This is a genomic window from Alkalihalobacillus sp. NPDC127517 (assembly GCF_050276055.1).
GTDB lineage: Bacteria > Bacillota > Bacilli > Bacillales > Bacillaceae_D > Alkalicoccobacillus.
In genome coordinates, this window is record NZ_JBNNQX010000001.1 from 143,808 (window position 1) to 163,742 (window position 19,935).

The 19,935-nt window shown below is 39.7% G+C and carries 20 protein-coding genes; 1 reads left to right on the plus strand and 19 read right to left on the minus strand.

What is annotated here, in order from left to right; genetic code table 11:
- Positions 1-10: 10 nt before the first annotated feature.
- From flgK to ACQKKO_RS00705, 9 genes are all read right to left on the minus strand, one after another.
- Positions 11-1,690, minus strand: a complete 1,680-nt coding sequence (gene flgK / locus ACQKKO_RS00665; protein ID WP_498643306.1) for a flagellar hook-associated protein FlgK — start codon at positions 1,688-1,690, stop codon at positions 11-13.
- Positions 1,691-1,705: 15 nt separating this feature from the next.
- Positions 1,706-2,197, minus strand: coding sequence for a flagellar protein FlgN (locus tag ACQKKO_RS00670; protein ID WP_498643308.1), 492 nt, complete (start codon positions 2,195-2,197; stop codon positions 1,706-1,708).
- Positions 2,198-2,210: 13 nt separating this feature from the next.
- Positions 2,211-2,480 carry a flagellar biosynthesis anti-sigma factor FlgM gene (gene flgM / locus ACQKKO_RS00675; protein ID WP_498643310.1) on the minus strand — a complete coding sequence of 90 codons (270 nt, stop codon included), beginning with the start codon at positions 2,478-2,480 and terminating at the stop codon, positions 2,211-2,213.
- Between the two features lie 35 nt (positions 2,481-2,515).
- Entirely contained in the window at positions 2,516-2,923 is a 408-nt protein-coding gene (locus ACQKKO_RS00680) for a TIGR03826 family flagellar region protein (RefSeq protein ID WP_498643312.1), read from the minus strand.
- Positions 2,924-2,945: 22 nt separating this feature from the next.
- Entirely contained in the window at positions 2,946-3,656 is a 711-nt protein-coding gene (locus tag ACQKKO_RS00685; RefSeq protein WP_498643314.1) for a ComF family protein, read from the minus strand.
- A complete protein-coding gene (locus ACQKKO_RS00690) occupies positions 3,657-5,027 on the minus strand; it encodes an ATP-dependent helicase ComFA (protein WP_498643777.1) in 1,371 nt (456 codons plus the stop codon). It lies immediately after the preceding gene.
- Between the two features lie 22 nt (positions 5,028-5,049).
- Positions 5,050-5,901: a DegV family protein gene (locus ACQKKO_RS00695; protein ID WP_498643316.1), complete on the minus strand. Its 852-nt coding sequence runs from the start codon at positions 5,899-5,901 to the stop codon at positions 5,050-5,052.
- A gap of 127 nt (positions 5,902-6,028) precedes the next feature.
- Positions 6,029-6,736, minus strand: coding sequence for a response regulator transcription factor (locus ACQKKO_RS00700; protein ID WP_203088197.1), 708 nt, complete (start codon positions 6,734-6,736; stop codon positions 6,029-6,031).
- 66 nt (positions 6,737-6,802) lie between these two features.
- Positions 6,803-7,927, minus strand: coding sequence for a sensor histidine kinase (locus ACQKKO_RS00705; protein WP_498643779.1), 1,125 nt, complete (start codon positions 7,925-7,927; stop codon positions 6,803-6,805).
- 258 nt (positions 7,928-8,185) lie between these two features.
- Between ACQKKO_RS00705 and ACQKKO_RS00710 the strand changes: the two genes are divergently transcribed.
- Positions 8,186-8,824, plus strand: a complete 639-nt coding sequence (locus tag ACQKKO_RS00710) for a YigZ family protein (RefSeq protein ID WP_498643318.1) — start codon at positions 8,186-8,188, stop codon at positions 8,822-8,824.
- On the opposite strand, the gene pcp is transcribed toward ACQKKO_RS00710, so the two are convergent.
- The 10 genes from pcp to opp4B all read right to left on the minus strand — a co-directional run bounded on the left by pcp (position 8,817) and on the right by opp4B (position 19,934).
- Positions 8,817-9,416, minus strand: coding sequence for a pyroglutamyl-peptidase I (pcp, locus tag ACQKKO_RS00715; protein WP_498643320.1), 600 nt, complete (start codon positions 9,414-9,416; stop codon positions 8,817-8,819). The two genes, ACQKKO_RS00710 and pcp, sit on opposite strands and share 8 nt — an antisense overlap.
- Before the next feature lie 159 nt (positions 9,417-9,575).
- Positions 9,576-10,487 (minus strand): oligopeptide ABC transporter permease, encoded by a 912-nt coding sequence (gene opp4C, locus ACQKKO_RS00720; protein WP_498643322.1) that lies wholly within the window; start codon positions 10,485-10,487, stop codon positions 9,576-9,578.
- An 11-nt stretch (positions 10,488-10,498) separates the two neighbouring features.
- Positions 10,499-11,464, minus strand: coding sequence for an ABC transporter permease (locus tag ACQKKO_RS00725; protein WP_479823145.1), 966 nt, complete (start codon positions 11,462-11,464; stop codon positions 10,499-10,501).
- A 65-nt stretch (positions 11,465-11,529) separates the two neighbouring features.
- Positions 11,530-13,317 carry a peptide-binding protein gene (locus ACQKKO_RS00730; RefSeq protein ID WP_498643324.1) on the minus strand — a complete coding sequence of 596 codons (1,788 nt, stop codon included), beginning with the start codon at positions 13,315-13,317 and terminating at the stop codon, positions 11,530-11,532.
- 91 nt (positions 13,318-13,408) lie between these two features.
- Positions 13,409-14,416 (minus strand): ABC transporter ATP-binding protein, encoded by a 1,008-nt coding sequence (locus tag ACQKKO_RS00735; protein WP_498643326.1) that lies wholly within the window; start codon positions 14,414-14,416, stop codon positions 13,409-13,411.
- A complete protein-coding gene (locus ACQKKO_RS00740) occupies positions 14,413-15,402 on the minus strand; it encodes an ABC transporter ATP-binding protein (protein WP_498643328.1) in 990 nt (329 codons plus the stop codon). Before ACQKKO_RS00740 ends, ACQKKO_RS00735 begins: the two co-directional genes overlap by 4 nt.
- A gap of 32 nt (positions 15,403-15,434) precedes the next feature.
- On the minus strand, positions 15,435-15,887 hold the full coding sequence (locus tag ACQKKO_RS00745; RefSeq protein ID WP_498643330.1) for an Lrp/AsnC family transcriptional regulator: 453 nt from the start codon (positions 15,885-15,887) through the stop codon (positions 15,435-15,437).
- A 306-nt stretch (positions 15,888-16,193) separates the two neighbouring features.
- The gene (opp4A, locus tag ACQKKO_RS00750; protein WP_498643332.1) at positions 16,194-18,035 is read right to left on the minus strand and encodes an oligopeptide ABC transporter substrate-binding protein; all 1,842 of its coding nucleotides are present in this window, start codon (positions 18,033-18,035) and stop codon (positions 16,194-16,196) included.
- 17 nt (positions 18,036-18,052) lie between these two features.
- Complete coding sequence (locus tag ACQKKO_RS00755) at positions 18,053-18,946, minus strand: ABC transporter permease (protein WP_498643334.1); 894 nt, start codon at positions 18,944-18,946, stop codon at positions 18,053-18,055.
- Between the two features lie 22 nt (positions 18,947-18,968).
- Positions 18,969-19,934, minus strand: a complete 966-nt coding sequence (opp4B, locus tag ACQKKO_RS00760) for an oligopeptide ABC transporter permease (RefSeq protein ID WP_498643336.1) — start codon at positions 19,932-19,934, stop codon at positions 18,969-18,971.
- Position 19,935: the final 1 nt, after the last annotated feature.

Genomic DNA, 19,935 nt, shown 5'->3' on the forward strand with positions numbered 1-19,935 from the left:
TTCCTCCTCTCTATCGGCCGACTACGCCCATTCCATTTATCATTCGATCAAGCATTTCATCTGTGACAGTGATCATTTTTGCTGCAGCATTATACGCATGCTGGAGTTGAATCATCATCGTTAATTCTTCATCCATTGATACATTACTAACTTCTTGACGTCTGCTATCAATTGAGTAGAGAAGCAAATCTGAATTCACATAATTTTGTGCTGCTTGTTTTCCTTTTGTACCCAGTTGTCCAATAAAGTCGCGATAAAACGTACCGATTTGTTTAGACTCTTCGCCAAATGATACTTTTATATCTCGTATAGAAGAAATAAGCTGAGCGTTTGTATGGTTTCCTGTAACCGCTTTTGGCACACCTGGTTTGAAGTTATCTTCATTACGTAAAAACGCTTGAACGGCTGCATGATCAACCGGAGACGCGTTAAGAAGACTTTGATAAGCAGATGGGTTCTCAAGTGACGCAAGATTTACTCCAAGCGATGCAATGTTATTAGCATTAGCTAAGATTTCTTGATTCACACTAAATGTAAATGGCATACCCGCATCAGAAAAATCAAAGAAATTCCCTCCAAGCTCCATCTGTCCATTGGCGCTAGGTGATGTGTATCCAATGGAATGGACCGCATTTACTTCTTGGGCAAACGCTTGAGCTACTTCAGTTAATTGATTTAGAGCCCAGACATAGTCACCTTCAATGGATTCGCCATCGGTCTCTTCACTCACATAACCAAATGCCTTTATAAGACCAGACCATTCACCCTTTGCAAGACTTTCACCTGTCAGTTCAACTGTTTCAGACGTTTTTGTAATGGTGATACCAGAAACAGCTCCAAACGCGGAGTCAGCTTCGTATTGAATAGTAACCTCAGCCAAATCACTAGGGTTGTTAAATGAAACAAGATCCACTTCCGTTCCGTCAGCACCGAGCATCTTGATAGTTGCGGCCCCTTCAGCCACTGGGCTAGCTTGGCCTCCACTTGGCGAGCGCGTGACAGAGATCTCCATAAGGTTAGATAGTTCATCGATTAGTGCGTCTTGCTTGTCATACAAATCGTTGGGGATAAATCCGTGAGGTTCAACGCTTCGAATTTGAATGTTGATTTGATTGATTGCATCTAAGAGGGCATTCACTTCTCTACCAGTAGCATTAATTTCTTCCTTTATCTGATCTCGTGTTTCAATAAGATCACGTGCCACCCCGTTAAAGCTCTCTACAATCGTATTCGCTTCTTCTTTAAGAACACTTTGATTTTCCTTCCCTGAGGCAAGGTCACTCCAAGCATTCCAAAACTGATTAAGCTGTTTTGAGATATTACTTGATTGCGCTTCGAGTTCAGGCGATTTAAAGGTTTCATTAAATATATCTTCCATTCGCTCAAAACTTTTATACGATGCGTGCCAAAATCCCGAATCACTAGCTCTGCTTCTAAACTGGACATCTAAAAATTGATCGCGGACTCTCTGAACAGAACCGCCTTCAACCCCTGTTCCAATTTGACCGGGAATAGATGGCTGATTCATGCCTGCAGTAGGAAAGGCACTGGTTGGACTTAAGTTTACACGTTGTCTTGAGTATCCAGGTGTATTTGCATTAGCAATATTATGAGCGGTTGTTTGCAAGCCGTAGCGTTGTGCATTCATTCCACGTTTTGCTGTTTCTAACCCAAAGAAAGTAGATGACATACATGCCTCCTGATATTATGCTTTTGAATCAAATAAAGAGTAGGATGAATTCTTTTCAAGCTCTTGATGCTTTGCATTATATTGAAAATCCTCTGCTGATGGCGTCAATACATCTAATGATACGTGAACGTATTGAAGAGCATCTTGGATAAGCTGTTGATTTTGTTCGTTAACCATTTTCACAGTGGAAAGAACGTCAGCTAACTCATGTGTTAAATCCGTTAATTGAATTTTTTCTTCCCCACTTACATGCTCAAGTACATATGAGAGCGTATCCTTAACTGGTGGTACTTGTAATGACAATAGAAGAGATCGAACCGCTTTGATACGATTTGCTTCACTAAGCTGAATCCCACGTATTACTTTTGATTCATCTCGTACTGTCGCTTGTAACGTTTTGATATCTTGTTTTAATAGACTTTCTTTCTTCTTGTCTGCAATGAGAAGCAGTTGCTGATGAAGTTCAATTAACTCTTGAAGGCGATTAGCTAGTTCTTGAATAAACACCTTTTAGTCACCTCTATTGCTTCCAGTAGTCATGAAAACGTTCAGCTACTTTTTTGGCATCTACTTTATATTCACCGGATTCGATTTGTTTTTTCAGTGCCTCTACCCGTTCCGTACGCTTCGCTTCTTCTTGTTTACTCACTTGAAGATCCAGTGCTTCAGATGAAATTTCAATTTGGTCTTTCTTTTGGGATTTAGAAGACGTTGACTCATCTTGTCCACTAACCTTTGACTGACGTGATGCAGATGTTGACTGGATCGATGAATATGGATTAATTTTCATCGTCAAACCTCCCTCTTATTGAATAATTATTCTTCCTATAGAAACTGATTTAATCTACTTTGTTGTGCTTGATGGTTCACATTCTTTTCTTGTTGGTTTTTCTGACTGAGTGAGTTAATTTCTCCCTCTAATTCTTGTTTGCAAGGCTGGCAAAGTCGATTCATTTGAATTAATTTCCCACACGATTCACAAGGGTAGCCTAAGTTAGGAAAAGAAGTAACAATCAAACGACCTTCTCGAATAAATTGGCGAATTTTTTTCTCTGCTACGCCTGTATGTTCACAAACCTCCACTAACGTCGCCATACGGTTTTGCTTTTTTCTCATATATAAAGATACACTTTTATAATCTTCTTCCTGTTTACGATAACAGGGGGTACAAATGGGTCTAAGATTTTGAACGAATAACGTTCCACACTCCGTACAATTCGCTAAGTTATTCATGAAAACACTCCCTACTTACATGTTACCTTGCTACGGTTAAAGATGCGACCGTTTCGACACCTGCTTCTTTTAATGATTTGGCAGCCTGTCGCACTGTTGTGCCTGTAGTATAAATATCGTCTATTAGTACAACTTTTTTTAATAGGTCTTTTTCAGCGATTTCTTTTACATAAAAAGGACTATGCCCAACAAGAGCAATTCGTTCCTCTCTTGACTTCTTACTCTGCTTGTCACGTTCCAATCTTCCCAATATAAGCCTTCGACAACGCCAATTCTGAATCATTAAATCAACCTGGTTAAAGGTCCGATCCTCTAAGCTCTTTTGACTTAATGGAATAGTAGCTACAGTGTACTCAGCATACTTACTTTTATAGGTCTTGTATAGTACATTTCCAAAGTAAGAAGCAGCAACCGCATCACCTTTAAACTTAAACTGAGCAAACCATTCTTTTAAGAATGCATTATATTCTAAGATAGAAATGTTCGACTCCAATAGATCTTTAGTCTCAGTCCCTTTGATCCACCTTATACAATCAAAGCAAGTCCCGTTCTTTTGTAAGCGTACACTTATCTTATCTAACGAGCGTGAGCATAATCGACATCGTACTCCACTAATCCATTTTAATTCATTGAAACACTCATAGCACAATGGATTAAGGTTCTTCTTCATAAATAACAATGACCAACTTGGTTTTTCAAAATAAGAGGACAAACACTTTAAACATCTATTCAATTACCTGCCCGCCTCCTCTGCGTTCATCTGCTTAATATGATGGACTGCGCTTCGCATGGCCATGGTTTTTCCATAGTGAAAAAACACAACATCTCCTGATGGAAAGTCCTTATGTCTCCCTACTCTCCCGGCCATTTGTACAAGGGCGGCTTCTGTAAATATATCTGCCTCTGCTCCGATAACGGCAATATCAACCTTAGGAATGGTAATCCCTCGCTCAAGAATTGTTGTAGTGAGAACAACTGGGATCTTGGCTTGCCGGAACGCTTCAACTTGCTGATGGCGATCTGATGAGGACGAGTGAACGGCTGCGTGCAAGATATGATGTTTTTGTAAGATAGCGGATGCTTGATGGAGAACTCGTATGGAGGGAACAAACACAAGCGCGGGTGCGTTTCGATGGTGATGGTCCAAAATCCATTTTAAGATCTTAGAGGGCAGCAGGTCTTTTAATAACTTCTTATGCCATGGTCCACACCAGACTAATCTAGGGACGGGGAGATCATAACCGTGATATCGTCTAGCAATACGTGAGACTTGTAGGTGAGGGGTCTCTCTTATTGCTTTTGATGGGGTAGCACTTAGTAGAATCATCGCTGCGTCTTCTTTTTGCGCTTGTTTCACACCGTATTGTAGGCTTTCGTCGTAGGTATACGGAAATGCATCAACCTCGTCAACAATGACCACATCGAATGCCTGATAGAATCTGAGAACCTGATGAGTGGTAGCAATGATTAAAGGAGCCGTAGGAATAGCCTTTGTTTGCCCACCATATAGTGCTGATTGTGTTACATCTGGAAATACATGTTGAAAACGCGGGGCTAACTCTTTTACGACATCTGTACGTGGTGTAGCAATTAACACTCTTTTTCCAGCTAATAAAGCCGTCTCCACACCTCGAAACAGAACCTCCGTTTTTCCTGATCCGCATACCGCCCAAACTAAAAGCGAGGATTGATTTTCAATGGCTTGGATCACTTGATTAGATGCATGAAGTTGTCCTTTTGATAAGGTTCCTTGCCAAGTAAGAGGGGTTTTTGGGATGTCATAAGATGGAGGAGAAGCGTTCCAGCTATATAAAGAGGTTATTGAGGAGATTCTGCCTAATGCAAGACAGTGTCTACAATAGCAGATGGTTGAGGTGAATAAAGGAGATTGGTAGTATCCAAACAGAGAGGATGTATAGTTGCCACAACGTTGACATTGAGTGTGGGCGCCATTCACTATGATGCCTTTTGAACGTTTGAGATAACCAGCTTGCACGTGGGCTTCAAGTATGTCTTCTGTGAAGGGAATTTCTTTTTCAGTTAGCCTTCGCCCGGCTAAGTGCCGGCGCAAAGGCTCCCAAGGTACTACGACCTCATGGTTCATATTGGGCAAAGGCTTCACGCTCCTAGTTTTCGTTTCGCCAACCAATTCCAAGACTACCTTCCCCAAGGTGCGTACCAATAACCGGTCCAAAAAAACTAACGGTTATATCAGCTTCTGGATGTATATTACTTAACTGATCACGAATTTCTGCAGCCTTATCTGGACGATTCGCATGAATGACTGTGATTTCTGAAATTCCTTTCTGATCTGCTGATTCTTTTAAAAGATCAAGGATACGAGAGAGCGCTTTTTTCTCCGTACGGACTTTTTCAAACGCAACGATCTCTGCATTCATGAAGTGAAGGATCGGTTTGATCTTTAACATATTACCAACAATTCGTTGGGCTCCACTTAATCTTCCGCCTCTATGCAGATGGTTTAAATCATCTACCATAAAATAAGCAGACACTTGTTGCTTTAGCTGATTTAAATGAGCAATGATCTCGTTAGCAGATTTCCCCTCATTCGCTAGCTTTGCAGCTTCGATCACAAAGTATCCTTGAGGCGAACAGCTAATTTCTGTGTCAAACCCAACAATCTGAATTCCATCTACCATATCCGCAGCACTTAATGCCGTTTGATAGGTTCCACTTATTTTAGAAGACAAATGGATCGTAACAATGTCTTCAAATCCTTCTGCCTTTAGTTGTTCAAATAACTCAACAAACCGGCCAATTGCAGGCTGTGACGTGGTTGGTAATACATCCGTCGCCGCCATTTCTTGATAAAACTGATCTGTACTTAAGTCAACAAGCTCCTGATATGCTTCATTTCCAATCACCACATTTAACGGAATAATGTGAATGCCATATTCATTTACATGTTCTTTCGTGATGTATGCTGTACTATCTGTAACGATCGCTGTTTTTTTCATAGAGTTCCTCGCTTTTATTGTGACAATCCTAATCTTATCCTAATGTACCTTGATTTCTCACTTGTTTCAAGACAATCGACAAGAAAAGAGAGAATTCAATGACGCTTGAATTCTCTCTCTACTCCCCTTATCGAACAACAACGTACCCTTTTTTAATTGCTTCTACTACAGCTTGTGTACGGTCGTTCACGTTCATCTTTTGTAAGATGTTACTTACGTGGTTTTTGACTGTTTTCTCACTAATATACAATGTTTCACCAATGGCACGGTTACTTTGACCATCCGTCATTAACTGAAGCACTTCACACTCACGTCGAGTTAAGATGTGTAAAGGCTTGCGGTATTCTACTTCTCTAAAACCAATGGATTCCTCATGCTCTTCGTCTTCTTTTGCAAGTCTACGATATTCCTTAATGAGGTTATGAGTGACCTTCGGGTGAATATACGCTCCTCCAGAAGCAACGACCTTCACTGCCTCAATCAACGCCTCTGCATCCATCTCTTTTAAAAGATAACCGGACGCTCCTGTCTTTAAGACATGCGTCACATACGTTTCATCATCATGAATGGAAAGGATTAGCACTTTCACATGAGGAAAGGCTTTTACTAAATCTCTTGTTGCCTCTACACCATTCAATTTTGGCATATTAATATCCATTAGAATGACGTCTGGGCTATGCTGTCTCACTAAAGATACAGCTTCCTCTCCATCTTCTCCGTCTGCTACAACCTCAAAATTATTTTCAAGTGCAAGAATTCGCTTTACACCTTCTCGAAATAGCTGGTGATCGTCGATTATAACGATTCGTATGTTTTTTTGTTCTGCTTCATTCATTGGTATCACCTCTCTGGAAACCCTCTTTGTAATCGATTCATCTGTAATTTAAGTAATGTATGTTGTTTAATTGATTGGAATATGAATAAAAACAGTCGTACCCATCTTTAATTTGGAATGAATCTTAAGTTCACCTTTCAACATATTCACTCGTTCTTTCATTCCAAGTAATCCAAACGAACCTTCTTTTTGCTGTTCAGGATTAAATCCAGTTCCATCATCACGAACAATGATTATCACCATTGTCGGTTTGATTTCAATCTTCACTTGAATTTCTCGTGGATTTGCATGCTTGTAGGCATTTTGAACGGCCTCTTGAACGAGTCGGAACATGGCTACTTCAAAGTGCTGAGAGAGTCGATGCTCCTTGCCGAAATGACGAAAGGCAACAGGAATGTTATGTCGCTCTTCAAATGTTGTTAGATATTTTGATAACGTTGGAACTAACCCTAAATCATCTAATGCCATAGGACGTAGATCATAGATAATTCGCCTAACCTCAGCTAATGATGCTTTCACCATTTTTCTAAGGTCACGAATTTCGAGTAAAGCAGCGTCCATGCCATCCTCTAAATATACTCGCTCTACAAGCTCTGATCGCAATAGTACATTTGCCATCGTCTGAGCGGGTCCATCATGAATCTCACGAGACAGTCTTCTTCTCTCTTCCTCTTGAGCTTCAATAATCTGCAAGCCAAAAGCCTGTTTTTCTCTTGCATCCTTAAGCGCTTCTCCCACCTGTTGCAGGTCACTTGTTAAAAAGTTATAAACAACCGTCATCTGCACAGCAAGCTGTTCAGCATGCTCAATGGTTTCATTAAGGCTAATTAATCTTCGTTCGATATCATCTCTTTTCTCTCTTAATTGCGTTTCTTCTTGATGAAGCACGGCTAACTTTACTTGATATTCATTTGCTTGTTCATAAACAGCTTGAACTTCTTCACTACTATATCGGTTAAATGCTCGACTAACTTCAGCTAATCGATTCCTGGCAAACTTAGAATGCATTTCTGTTTTATCATGCTTCTCTATAATGTCAGCTACTTTTATCCGTACATCTTTTAATTGACTTTGTAACGTCTCATACTCTTGCCTAGATGTTTCGCCAATATTAAATATTTTTTCACGGCTTGTCCCTACAGAGTCCAATGTATGAGTAATAATGTCATCTAGCATATTCTTATTTGCAATCAGTAGTCTCACTCACCTTTAGCGCTTTAAAGGAAAATCTAGGACCTAGTACCTGATCCGTTTCCTTGCGCCCTTCTACTTTATTAGCTATCCTTATCATACAACACTAAAGTATAAGTTGTTTTCTTAATTTTTACCAAAAATCGATTATATTAGTCTTTATCTAGTCGATTTAACAGTGTTATCGTAACAGACCATTATTACATGCTGATTTCGGCTATTTGTAAAACTATGAAAAAATCAAAGAGGAGAAACCCGATGCACCCTACTTATCTGACCACACATGATAATAGGTCTCATGAAATCATCATTCAGAAGTCCCGTTTCATTTCACACTTTAAGCATACTCCATCTGAAGTAGAGGCTCAGGCCTTTATCTTAGAGATAAAAAAAGAACATGCTGGCGCGAATCATAATTGTTCTGCGTATGTGATTGGAGAAAATAACGACCTTCAAAAAGCAAATGATGATGGAGAACCTTCTGGTACAGCCGGCGTTCCTATGCTAGAAGTCTTAAAAAAACGCAATGTACGGAATACAACCGTTGTTGTGACTCGTTATTTTGGCGGGATTAAGCTCGGTGCAGGTGGATTAATTCGAGCATACAGTCGGTCTGTTAGTGACGGATTAGATGCAGTTGGTATGATTCAACGTCTACTTGTCCACGAAGTATCTATTTCATTTGATTATGGTTGGCTTGGCAAAATGGAGAATGAGCTTAGAAACTCTTCCTTCCAAATTAAAACCTTCGACTATGCTGAAAATGTACAAGTAACTCTTTTTGTTGAGCCATCTGATCTCTCTTCTTTTAAAGAGTGGATCATTAACTTAACAAATGCCCAGGTTCAAATTAACGAAGGAACCATGACGTATTTGAACCAGGACTATACTACGTAAGCTGCTGAATCATAATTCTCACGGCTGATTCCATTTCTCTCATTGAAAGACTTGGGCTTTTTGTTTTAAGACGCATGTCATGTGAGTAAGGAATGTGTACAAAACCCGCTTGAGAATGCAAGCCACGTTCTTCTAATGAATGCAGCATACTATACATCACTTTATTACAAAGGTACGTTCCTGCCGTATTTGAAATGCTAGCTGGAATGTCTTGCTCATGCAAGGCTTGTACAAAGGCATGAATAGGTAATGTGGAAAAATAGCCGGCTGGTCCCGCTGGCACAATCTCTTCATCTTCCAATTTAACACCTTTGTTATCAACAGCCCCACCTTGAACATTGATTGCAATGCGTTCTGGTGTGATGCTTGAGCGACCTGCTGCTAAACCTAGCATGATCACTGCATCTGGAGATAACTCCCCTTCAGTTTCAAGCAGCACTTTAGCTGACTCATCAAATGCGACCGGCAAAATCTTGCTCTTTACAACGTAGTTTCCAAGTTGTTCGCCATCTAAGGCACGAGCTATAAAATCTGTTGGATTTGATGGATGGTCTAAAAATGGTTCAAACCCGGTTAATAATAAAGTTTTCATAAGAAGAATGGTCCTTTCTATCTTTCTTTGTATGTATGTTTATGTAAGATTGTGAGTATCACTATTCTACGACTCTTTTTAGCTAAAAAGCAAGATATTTTCGGAAACGAAGGAACATGTAAAAACCGCGAGGCATTAGCACTCGCGGTTTTTACATGTTTATGATTTACTGTCAAATGCATCTCGTAACCCATCACCAATAAAGTTGATGGCGAGAACAACTAAAAGGATACTCAGACCTGGAGGAAGCCATGTTTCAGGATTATTCCGTAACACCCGAATACTTTGAGCCTCTGAAAGCATATTCCCCCACGTTGGTGTTGGTTGCGGAATTCCTGCTCCAATAAAACTTAAACCAGATTCAATAATAATCATAATGGCCATCATAATCGTGGCATTAACGATAATAGGTCCAACTGCATTTGGAATAAAATGCTTACGAATGATTCGAAAATCGGAACAACCAATACTTCTAGCACTCATAATGAAATCTTTCTCTCTGATTGAAAGAAAGGTTCCTCTGAGAACCCTAGCGATGTTTGGCCAGTTCGTTAAGGCCATAACTAGGATAAAAATTGTAATACTCATTCGTTCCAAGATCGAAACAACAGTTAACACCATGAGTAGGAAAGGGAAAATAAGAATTAAATCGGTTAGACGCATGATGATCCCATCGATCCATTTCCCGTAATAACCAGCGATGGCCCCAAGTGTTCCTCCAACAATAACTGTGGATAGCATCGAGAAAAATCCAATAACCAATGAAATTCTCGCACCATATACAAGTCTCGAAAAGTTATCTCGTCCAGAACCATCCGTGCCTAAGATATGCTCTGCACTTGCTCGTTGTTCAACATTAAGCAAGTCAGCTCGAGTCGGATCATGTGTCGCAATGACATCTGCAAAAACAGCTACACAGATCATTAAGATCATGATGATTACTCCAACAATCGCAAGCTTATTTTTCAAAAAGCGCCTTAGCGCTAGCTGAAAGGGACTTAAGCTTTTTCCTTCATCAGGTACTTTTTGTTCTACAATAATATCCGGTTGTCTTGAAAGTTCAGGCTCCATGAAGATTCACCTCAATCATAACGAATTCGCGGATCAGCCACTGCATATAACACATCAGCAAGCAGGTTCCCAATCAAAGTTGTCATAGCAAGGATTAGATTAATCCCCATAATTACCGGATAATCACGGTTTTGGATGGAGCCTACAAACAAAGTACCTAATCCCGGATAGTTAAAGACCGTTTCAACTAGAACAGCCCCACTTAATAACGTACCAAATTCTAAGCCGAGTAATGTAATGATTGGGATAAGAGCATTTCGTAACGTATGTTTATACAAAACGGAACGATTTCCTAGTCCTTTTGCTCGAGCTGTTCGAATGAAGTCGCTCCCACGAAGCTCTAGCATTTCCGTTCTCATATAGCGCATGTAAATGGCAGTACTGGCCAATCCCAATGTAAAGCCCGGTAGAATCATATGTTTTAACTTGCTCGCAATGTAATCTAACCCTTCTAGATTCGGAGCGGAAATGGAACCTTGAGAGGGTAGCCAACCTAAGCCAAATGAAAAGATATAGATTCCAAGTAAGGCTGCAAAGAAATTGGGTATTGCTAGACCAATAAAAGCAAACGTTGTTGCAGAATAATCTGCTATCGAATAAGGTTTCCTACTGGAATAAATTCCAATTGGAATAGAAATAATGATGGTAATAAATAAAGAAAAGATAGATAGATTAAGTGTATTCTCAAGTCTACCTCCAATTAAATCAGAAACCGATCTGCCCGTATGGTGCATAGACATCCCTAAGTCACCTGTAACCGCACGTTTTGCCCAATTAAAATATTGAATATGTAAGGGGTCATTTAAGCCAAGCGCTTCTCTCCGTTCCTCAAGCACTTCACGAGGAATGTTCGGATCTAAATTTTCACCACTTAATGCATCACCCGGTGCGAGATACGCCATAAAAAACACAACGATACTTGCTAAGATGACCATTGGAATGAATTGAAGCACTCTGCGAATGATATACTTCGTCAATGTTGTTCACCTCTTTTATAGTGAGAAGACGTATGGTAATTGCCATACGCCTCTCTGTTGGTGTACTACTCAGTCCACTGCCATAAGTGAGTGTCATCTTTAAACGTAAACGGTTTAATTGTAATGCCATCCAGTTTGCTGTTCCAAGCATGAATTTCATTTTCCGAGTAAACTGGAAGAACCGGTAATTCGTCTACAAAGTTCTGAGCCCACTCAACATACTTCTCTTGACGATACTCTTGTTCAAAGGCAAACTCTGGGTTAACTGCATCATCCAATAGTTGATCAGATGCTTCGTTATCCCATCTTGGGTAGTTGTAAGGAGCTGTTGATTTGTAAAGTGATGCCGGATCCGGGTCACCTGAAGATAACGACCAACCAGCTAAGTACAAGTCAACTTCATTGTTATTCATTTCAACTAGCTCAAAGTGAGCCGGTGCTTCACGTGGAGTTTTAAGATCAACTTTTAGGCCAACTTCTTCAAGATCCTGTTGAATGATTGGTGCCATTTTCTCACGTGTTTCATTTCCAACTGGGTAATCAAGGTTTAGGACAAGCTCATTTCCATCTGGATCTTCACGGAAACCATCACCGTTTGTATCAACATACCCTGCTGCATCAAGAACTTCTTCAGCTTTCTCAGGGCTATATTCGTACCCTTCGATCGCGTCAGGATTATACGCCCACGAAGCTTCTGGGAATGGAGCATCTAGAACACTTCCACGGCCACCAAGTAGTCCGTTTGCTTTTTCTGGATCTCCGACAATTCCTTGACGGTTAAAGGCATAAGCAATCGCTTGTCTTAACTCTTTACTATCAAGCTTTTCGTTTACTTCCCATGTGGACTTATCAGTTAATGCATCATCAGGACCATGATGAAGCTTGAAGCCCATGTACTGATAGCCTAACTGTGCTTGTTCAAAGATTTCTACACCATCAATATCTTCAATTGTCGCTGCATCTTGTGGAGCAAGATCACGTGGGATGTAATCTAATTCACCATTTTCAAGCATTCCAGCTGCAACCGATTGACCAACAATCTTCCACGTAATCGTGTCTAGATGAGGTGCACCAGCATAATAATCTTCGTTCGCTTCAAGAATATATTGTTCACCTTCCATATATTCTTTTAATTTAAAGGCACCTGTTCCAATAACAGCTCCACCATCACGAGATTCTGCTACTTCCGGAATCTCTGCAACAGGAATCTCTGCAAACACGTGCTCAGGAATAATGGCAAGGGACGTATCAGCTAATGCTTTTACACTAGCTTCCTTGAATTTGAAAGTGACCGTATAGTCGTCGACCTTTTCAATGCCTTCAAACTCATCAGCCTCACCTGAGCTGTACTCCTCGTAACCTACTAAGCTATCTACATACTCAACACGTACACCACCAGCTGTGATGTAATCCGGATCTGCTAGACTCGTAAATGTGAAAACAACGTCATCAGCAGTAAAGTCTTCGCCGTCATGCCACTTAACATCCTGACGTAGGTTGTATGTTAGCTCGGTATTGTCTTCACTGAATTCCCAGTCTTCAGCAAGCTTAGGTATAAATCCGAACTCGTTGTCCTGGCTCACAAGTCCTTCATGTGTAATGTCTAAAATATGTGCATCATATAAAGCCGTATAAAAAATAGGGTTAAATAGATTCTCAGGAGGTGAGAACATAGCCAGATTTACGTTTCCGCCTTCAACCGGACCACCTTGTTCTGTACTATCTCCGCCACCATCAGAAGTGCCGCCTCCTGTATCAGATGGACTATCTACTGTATCACCAGAGCAGGCTCCAAGAATAAGCCCTAAAGAAAGTGCACCACTTATGACGTACCAAGAATGTTTGTTTTTCATCAAATCCCCCTCACTTTTTCGTTACCATATTTGAGCATGCATCGTACAGAAAACCTTTAAACCCTCACCTCCTTAAAGCATATACAGTTTCTTACGTAGCCTTTGCTTCATGGTTGTCTGTTGAATACAGATGACAAGCTGTCAGTTGTCCATTTCCTTGGTCTACAAGTAACGGTCTTTCTTCCCTGCACCGCTCATGAACATGTGGGCACCGAGTATGGAAAGCACATCCCTTTGGAGGATTAGCAGGGCTAGGTAGCTCGCCTGTTAATGCCACCTTCTCCCGTTTTACAGTGACGTCAGTAGACGGAACTGCTGCAATTAAAGCCTGTGTATAAGGATGAAGCGGTTGTTTGTAAAGAGCATGTTTATCAGCAATTTCAACAATCCGACCCAAATACATAACAGCCACGCGATCACTAATGTGTTTCACTACACTTAAATCGTGCGCAATGAACATATACGTTAAGTTGAACTCTTTTTGCAGGTCTTGCATTAAATTTAATACCTGTGACTGAACTGATACGTCCAAGGCTGATACTGGTTCATCACCAATGATGAATTCAGGATTTGTGCTCAGCGCTCTTGCAATTCCGATCCGTTGACGTTGCCCACCAGAGAATTCATGAGGATATTTTGAATAGGCTTCACGAGGCAGCCCTACCTTCTCTAAAAGCTCTAGTGCCTTTTCCTTTCGGCCTTGTTTGCTAGAAATGGTCTTATGTACAAGCAACGGCTCTTCTAAAAGCTCTCCAACACTCATCCTGGGGTTTAGCGATGCATATGGATCTTGGAACACCATTTGCATATCTCTACGTAGCTTTCGTGTTTCAGAATTCTTAATAGTACCAAAATTCTGTTCATTAAAAATGATTTCGCCCTCTGTTGGATCAATAAGCTTTAGTACCATTCGACCAAGTGTGGACTTCCCGGAGCCAGACTCTCCAACAATTCCTAATGTTTCTCCTTTATAAATAGTAAAGCTTACATCATCAACGGCTTTTACATCGCCTACCTTACGTTGTAAGATTCCTTTATTAATAGGGAAGTATTTCTTTAACCCCTTTACCTCTACTAAGGGTTGCTTTTCTACTGTCATACTCCCACCGCCTCTTCTTTATAGAGAACACAACGCACTGATCGATGTTGATCCAGCTCTAGAAGTGGAGGCATACTCGCTGTGCATTCTTCTTTTGCGTGCGGGCATCTCGGAGCAAAACGACATCCTTCTGGAAACCTGTGAGCCGCTGGTACCGTTCCAGGTATGGCATCTAAGCGCTCTTTTTGCTCATCATCTATCTTTGGCATGCTATTTAAAAGCCCTACCGTGTAAGGATGCTTCGGATTTGTGAAGAGCTCATAAGCAGTTGCCTGTTCAACAACCTGCCCCGCATACATAACCAACACACGATCAGCCATCTCGGCAACCACACCTAAATCATGAGTAATTAACAAGATAGACGATTGAAACTCTTCTTTTACTTTAATCATGAGATCAAGTATTTGCTGTTGGATCGTTACATCTAATGCTGTTGTTGGTTCATCTGCAATGAGAAGTTTTGGGTTACACGCCATAGCAATGGCAATCATTACCCTTTGCCTCATCCCACCTGATAATTGATGAGGAAACTCCCTCAGCATCTCTTCAGCTCGACCAAACCCTACTAGCTTTAGAAGACGAATGGTTTCGTCCTTAGCAGCTTTCTTGGAAATCTTTTTGTGCTTAATTAAGGTCTCAGCAATTTGATTGCCAATTGTAAATACAGGGTTAAGAGAGGTCATGGGCTCTTGAAAAATCATTGACATATCATTTCCTCTTATTTGATCAAGTTTACGATCAGACAACCCAATTAACTCTTGCCCTTCTAGTTTTACAGAACCCTCAATTTTTGCTGGTGGTGAGAACAATAATCCCATGATGGTTAAGGACGTAACACTTTTCCCACTCCCTGACTCTCCTACAACCGCTAATGTCTCACCTTTGTTCACTTGAAAGCTAATATCATCTACAGCCTTCACTAATCTTGTTTTATTTGGTTCAAAATAAGTCTTTAAATGACTAACCTGAAGAAGTGGCTCTGACATCCTGTCCCCCCTCACACCTCACATATATTCTATTAATCTGTAATATATGAAAACGAATCTTTATATTGTTTTAATTCAATACTTAAATCGGATGTAATAATTCCATTAATTGATGCTAACTTCTTATTCACAAACTGAATGAGCTCCTCTTTATTCCTAAAATAAGCCTGAACGATGAGATCATACTGACCCGAGAAAGCTGCTGTAAAACGTACTTCTGGGAGATGACTTAATTCCTCAGCTACCAGGTCCTGTTGACCAAGCTGAGTTTTCACCCAAATAATGACTTGAACCTCCAGACCAACACTAGCTGGATCCATATGAATCATAAATTGAAAGTATTTTTTTTCTAGCATTTTTTTTACACGCATACGAACAGTTCCTTCGCTTACCTGCAAACTGGATGCAATACGTGTGAAGGCAGACTTTCCGTTTGTTTGTAAGTGCATTAATATGGCTCGATCCACCGCATCAATTTTTTCCATAAACCCTCCTTTCAGTTAAACCCTTACTCTTTTTAACAAATTCTTGAATTGTTTTTTAAATTATAATAGATTTTCACACAGTACGCAATATTCTTTTTATTTAAATAGTATTTCTTTAGTAAATTTTCTGACAATGTTATTTAATTGCTCATTTTTTCGTATCAAAGCACTTAGCTTAATACGATAACTGCCTAGAAATTAATTAGAGTTACGAATCTTTCAAAATTGAAATACACTAGTTTTGTGTAATGTTTTTCTGAAATAAAAAAAGAGCTTGGATTAGATCCAAACTCTTCTTCCGAGATATTAATTAGCCGTTTCAGCTGTGTCAGCCGTTAAACCTAATTCGTTAAGGTAAACACCTGTGCCCTCTGCATCTGCCGGAGCAAAATTAACAACACGATTATTAACAGCTGTCAATTGAGAACGATATAGAGTAGGGAATGCTGGAACTTGTTCAACCATATATTCCTGCCACTCACTATAGATTTCTTGTCTTTTTTCTGAATCAAGTGCTTCTGTAGAAGTACCTTGTGCTAATAATTCATTGTTCTTTTCATCAGTCCAACGAGTATAGTTGTATGCAGCTTCTTCTCCCCAAAGACCTGTTGGGTCAACATCTGCACCTACACCCCAAGCTCCTTGATAGACATCAATTGCTTGATCCGAAGCTTTAAGACGATCATAGAAGGTATTAAATTCTTGTAAGCGACCATCTAATAATTCAACATTGATACCAACCGCTTTCCAAGCTTGAACATAATAGTTAGCTAGTGGTTCAGCTGTGTCCCCTCCGCTCATAGAGGCAAAATTCAATGTTAACTTTTCTCCATTTGGATCTTCACGAAGGCCATCACCATCAATATCTTCATATCCAGCTTCGTCTAGAAGTTGCTCTGCCTTTTCAGGATCATACGTATAACCTTCAACTGTTTCATCATGATAAGCAGGGTGGGATGGTGGAATTAATGTAGTACCAGCCCATCTTAAGCCATCATAAAATTGATTAGCTACAGTTGTATTATCTACAGCATAAGCCATCGCTTTACGAAGGTTAATATCCGACACTGCTTTATCAGGATCCGTCACGTTTTTATTATCTTCCATTGTTCCCATTTGGAACCCAATGTATGTGTAAGCAGGCTCAATAATCCCTAGCATTTCAACATTTGTTAAGCTTTCATAGTTGTCAGCATATTGATCACCTGGATAGATTGCAATATCTACATCCCCGTTTTCAACTGATTGAGTAATAACTTGAGGATTCACTACTGATAGTACGACTTCATCTACATTTGGTTCTCCACGCCAGTAATCTGCATTTTTCTTAAGCACGACTGCTTCTCCCGGTGTGATAGAATCAACAACAAATGGACCAAAGCCAATTGGGTTTTGTCTTACTTCCGGTGAAGACTCCATATCTGCTACTGGAACATCTTCAAAAATATGCTTAGGCATTGCAAATGTCCAGATTCCACTTGCAAGTAGGGATGGATTTGCTTCAGTAAATGTAATTTCTAATGTTTTATCATCAATAATATTTAATCCAGAAATATCTTCTGCTTCCCCTGCGCGGTACTCGTTAAAACCCTGAACGTTTGAAGCTTCTGTAAAACGAACACCTTCATAGTCTTCATCCCCTAATACTTCAAAAGAGAATGCCCAATCTTCAGCAGTAACAGGTTCTCCATCAGACCAATTGACGTTATCACCAATAGTGAATGTAAATACATCTCCATCATCGTTCACTTCAAAAGTTGCAGCACCATCCTGTGTATACGAAAAGTTCTCGTCAACACTAACTAGACTTTCTTCAAACCAATCTAGAATTTGTGCATCGAACGTGCCTTGATAAAAGTTAGGATGTAATGTTCCCTCGAATGGTGTGTCTGTAACTAATGCTACATTTAGTGTTCCACCATCTATGATCTCTTCTCCATTCTCTCCCTTAACTGTTTCAAAGTCATCAATAGAAAACAAAGCATCTTCTGTTTCTTCGGAATCACCTGCGTCAGATGTTCCACCACCATCAGAAGTATTACCTCCTTCTGAATCTGAATCACCACTACACGCGGCTAAAGCTAAGATAACTGCAGTTGTTGAAGCTAGCAAAGCTGTTTTTTTCTTCGTACGATCAAACTTTTTCATACTCTGACTCCTCCTTTTTATCCTCTTCTTTGTTTTGCGTCAGTCGCCCGCTTTAGCGCTTGCCCGACATTATTTATACACAGCATCAGAATGAAAATTAATAATGATGCAGGTAACCATATCCAAGGTCTTAACTCTAATACCTGGGGATTTCTTGCATAGCCTACTAATGTCCCTAAACTCGGCGTAGATTCTGGAAAACCAAAGCCTAAAAACGATAAACTAACCTCAATACCTATATTTGCAGCTAAATTCAGTGTCATGGTAACAATAATAATAGACATAACGTTTGGTAAAACGTGTCCAAAAAGGATTTTTAGATGTGAAGAACCTAGTGTTCTTGCAGCATGAACATATTCAAGAGAAGATTCCTGCATGGCTTTTGCCCTTATAATTCTTGCGATTCCCATCCAAAGGAAGATAGACAGTATCAAAGAAAATGTTGGAACATCATACTTTGGTACAATTGTTACAAAAACAATAATAATCATAATTGTTGGTAGTGATTGAAAGAAATCAAGTATTCTCATTAATATGTTATCTACCCATCCACCAAAGTAGCCTGCTGATAAACCAACAAGAATACCTGTAACTCCACTTATGAGTGTAACGAGTATACCCACAGAAAGAGAGTTACGTGTGCCAATAATCAACTGACCAAAAATATCACGCCCCCCATAATCAGTCCCTAACCAAAACTGAGATGAAGGCGGCTCGTACATAGCAAACAAATCTACTGTAACAATCTGATCTTTGTCCAAGATGATAGATACTCCATATACAGCTAGTGCAAGCAATGCAACAATCAAAAACGAAACTAAAGCTATTTTATCGCGGATAATTTCCCGCCAAATTATACGGAAACCAGAAGGTGTTTTCTCTTCCGTAACCGTGGCAACACTCTTAGCCAAAACATTTCACCCCAGCTCACTATTATTTAATTCGAATTCTTGGATCTACAATGCTCATAATGATGTCTGATAATAATCCGCCAATGATAAATGCAAATCCAAACAATAGTACAATTGCCGTTACCACACTAAAGTCTCTCGTGGTAATTGACTGTACAAAAAGTTGCCCCATTCCAGGATAGGTGAAAATAGATTCAACAAATATCGATCCAGATATAAGCAATGTAATCTCGTAGCCAAAAAGAGCTGCAATTGGCATTAATGAGTTTCTAAAAATGTGGTTATTATATAATCTTTTTTCAGTAACACCCTTAGATCTCGCTAATTTAATAAAATCTTTTTGTTTAGTGTCAATAATTTCACTACGTAAATATTGAACTGTACCAGTAAGACCTATTAATGCTATCGAAAAGGATGGTAGAATTAAATGATAGATTTTGCTCAGAATGTATTCCCATGTACCTGGCGTAAGTCCCGGTGCAACACTTCCGCCCGTCGGAAACCATCTAAGCATAAATCCAAATACTAATAACATAATTAATGCGAAAATAAACAAAGGAGTCGCAAAACCAATGTACGTATAACCTGTAATAATACGATCCTTTAATGTGTCATGATATTTTCCACTCCAAATACCTAAAGGGATACCCATTAAATAGATTAGAATTGTAGATAATAAAGATAACCAAACTGTATTCCAAATTCTAGAACTAATTAAATCTGTAACAGGTACTTTTTGAGTGAATGAATTTCCGAAATCACCTTGAAATGCTCCGATAATCCAATCTTTATATTGTATATACCAAGGGTTATCAATTCCCATTCTTTCTCTTAATTCCTGAACAGCCTCTGCAGATAGATCTGGATCATTAATCAATCCAGTAAGTGCATCCCCTGGCATTGCTTTAGCCATTATAAATACTAACAAAGACAAGAGAAAAATTTGTGGGATTGCTACAAGTAACCTTCTAACTATAAATTTCCACATA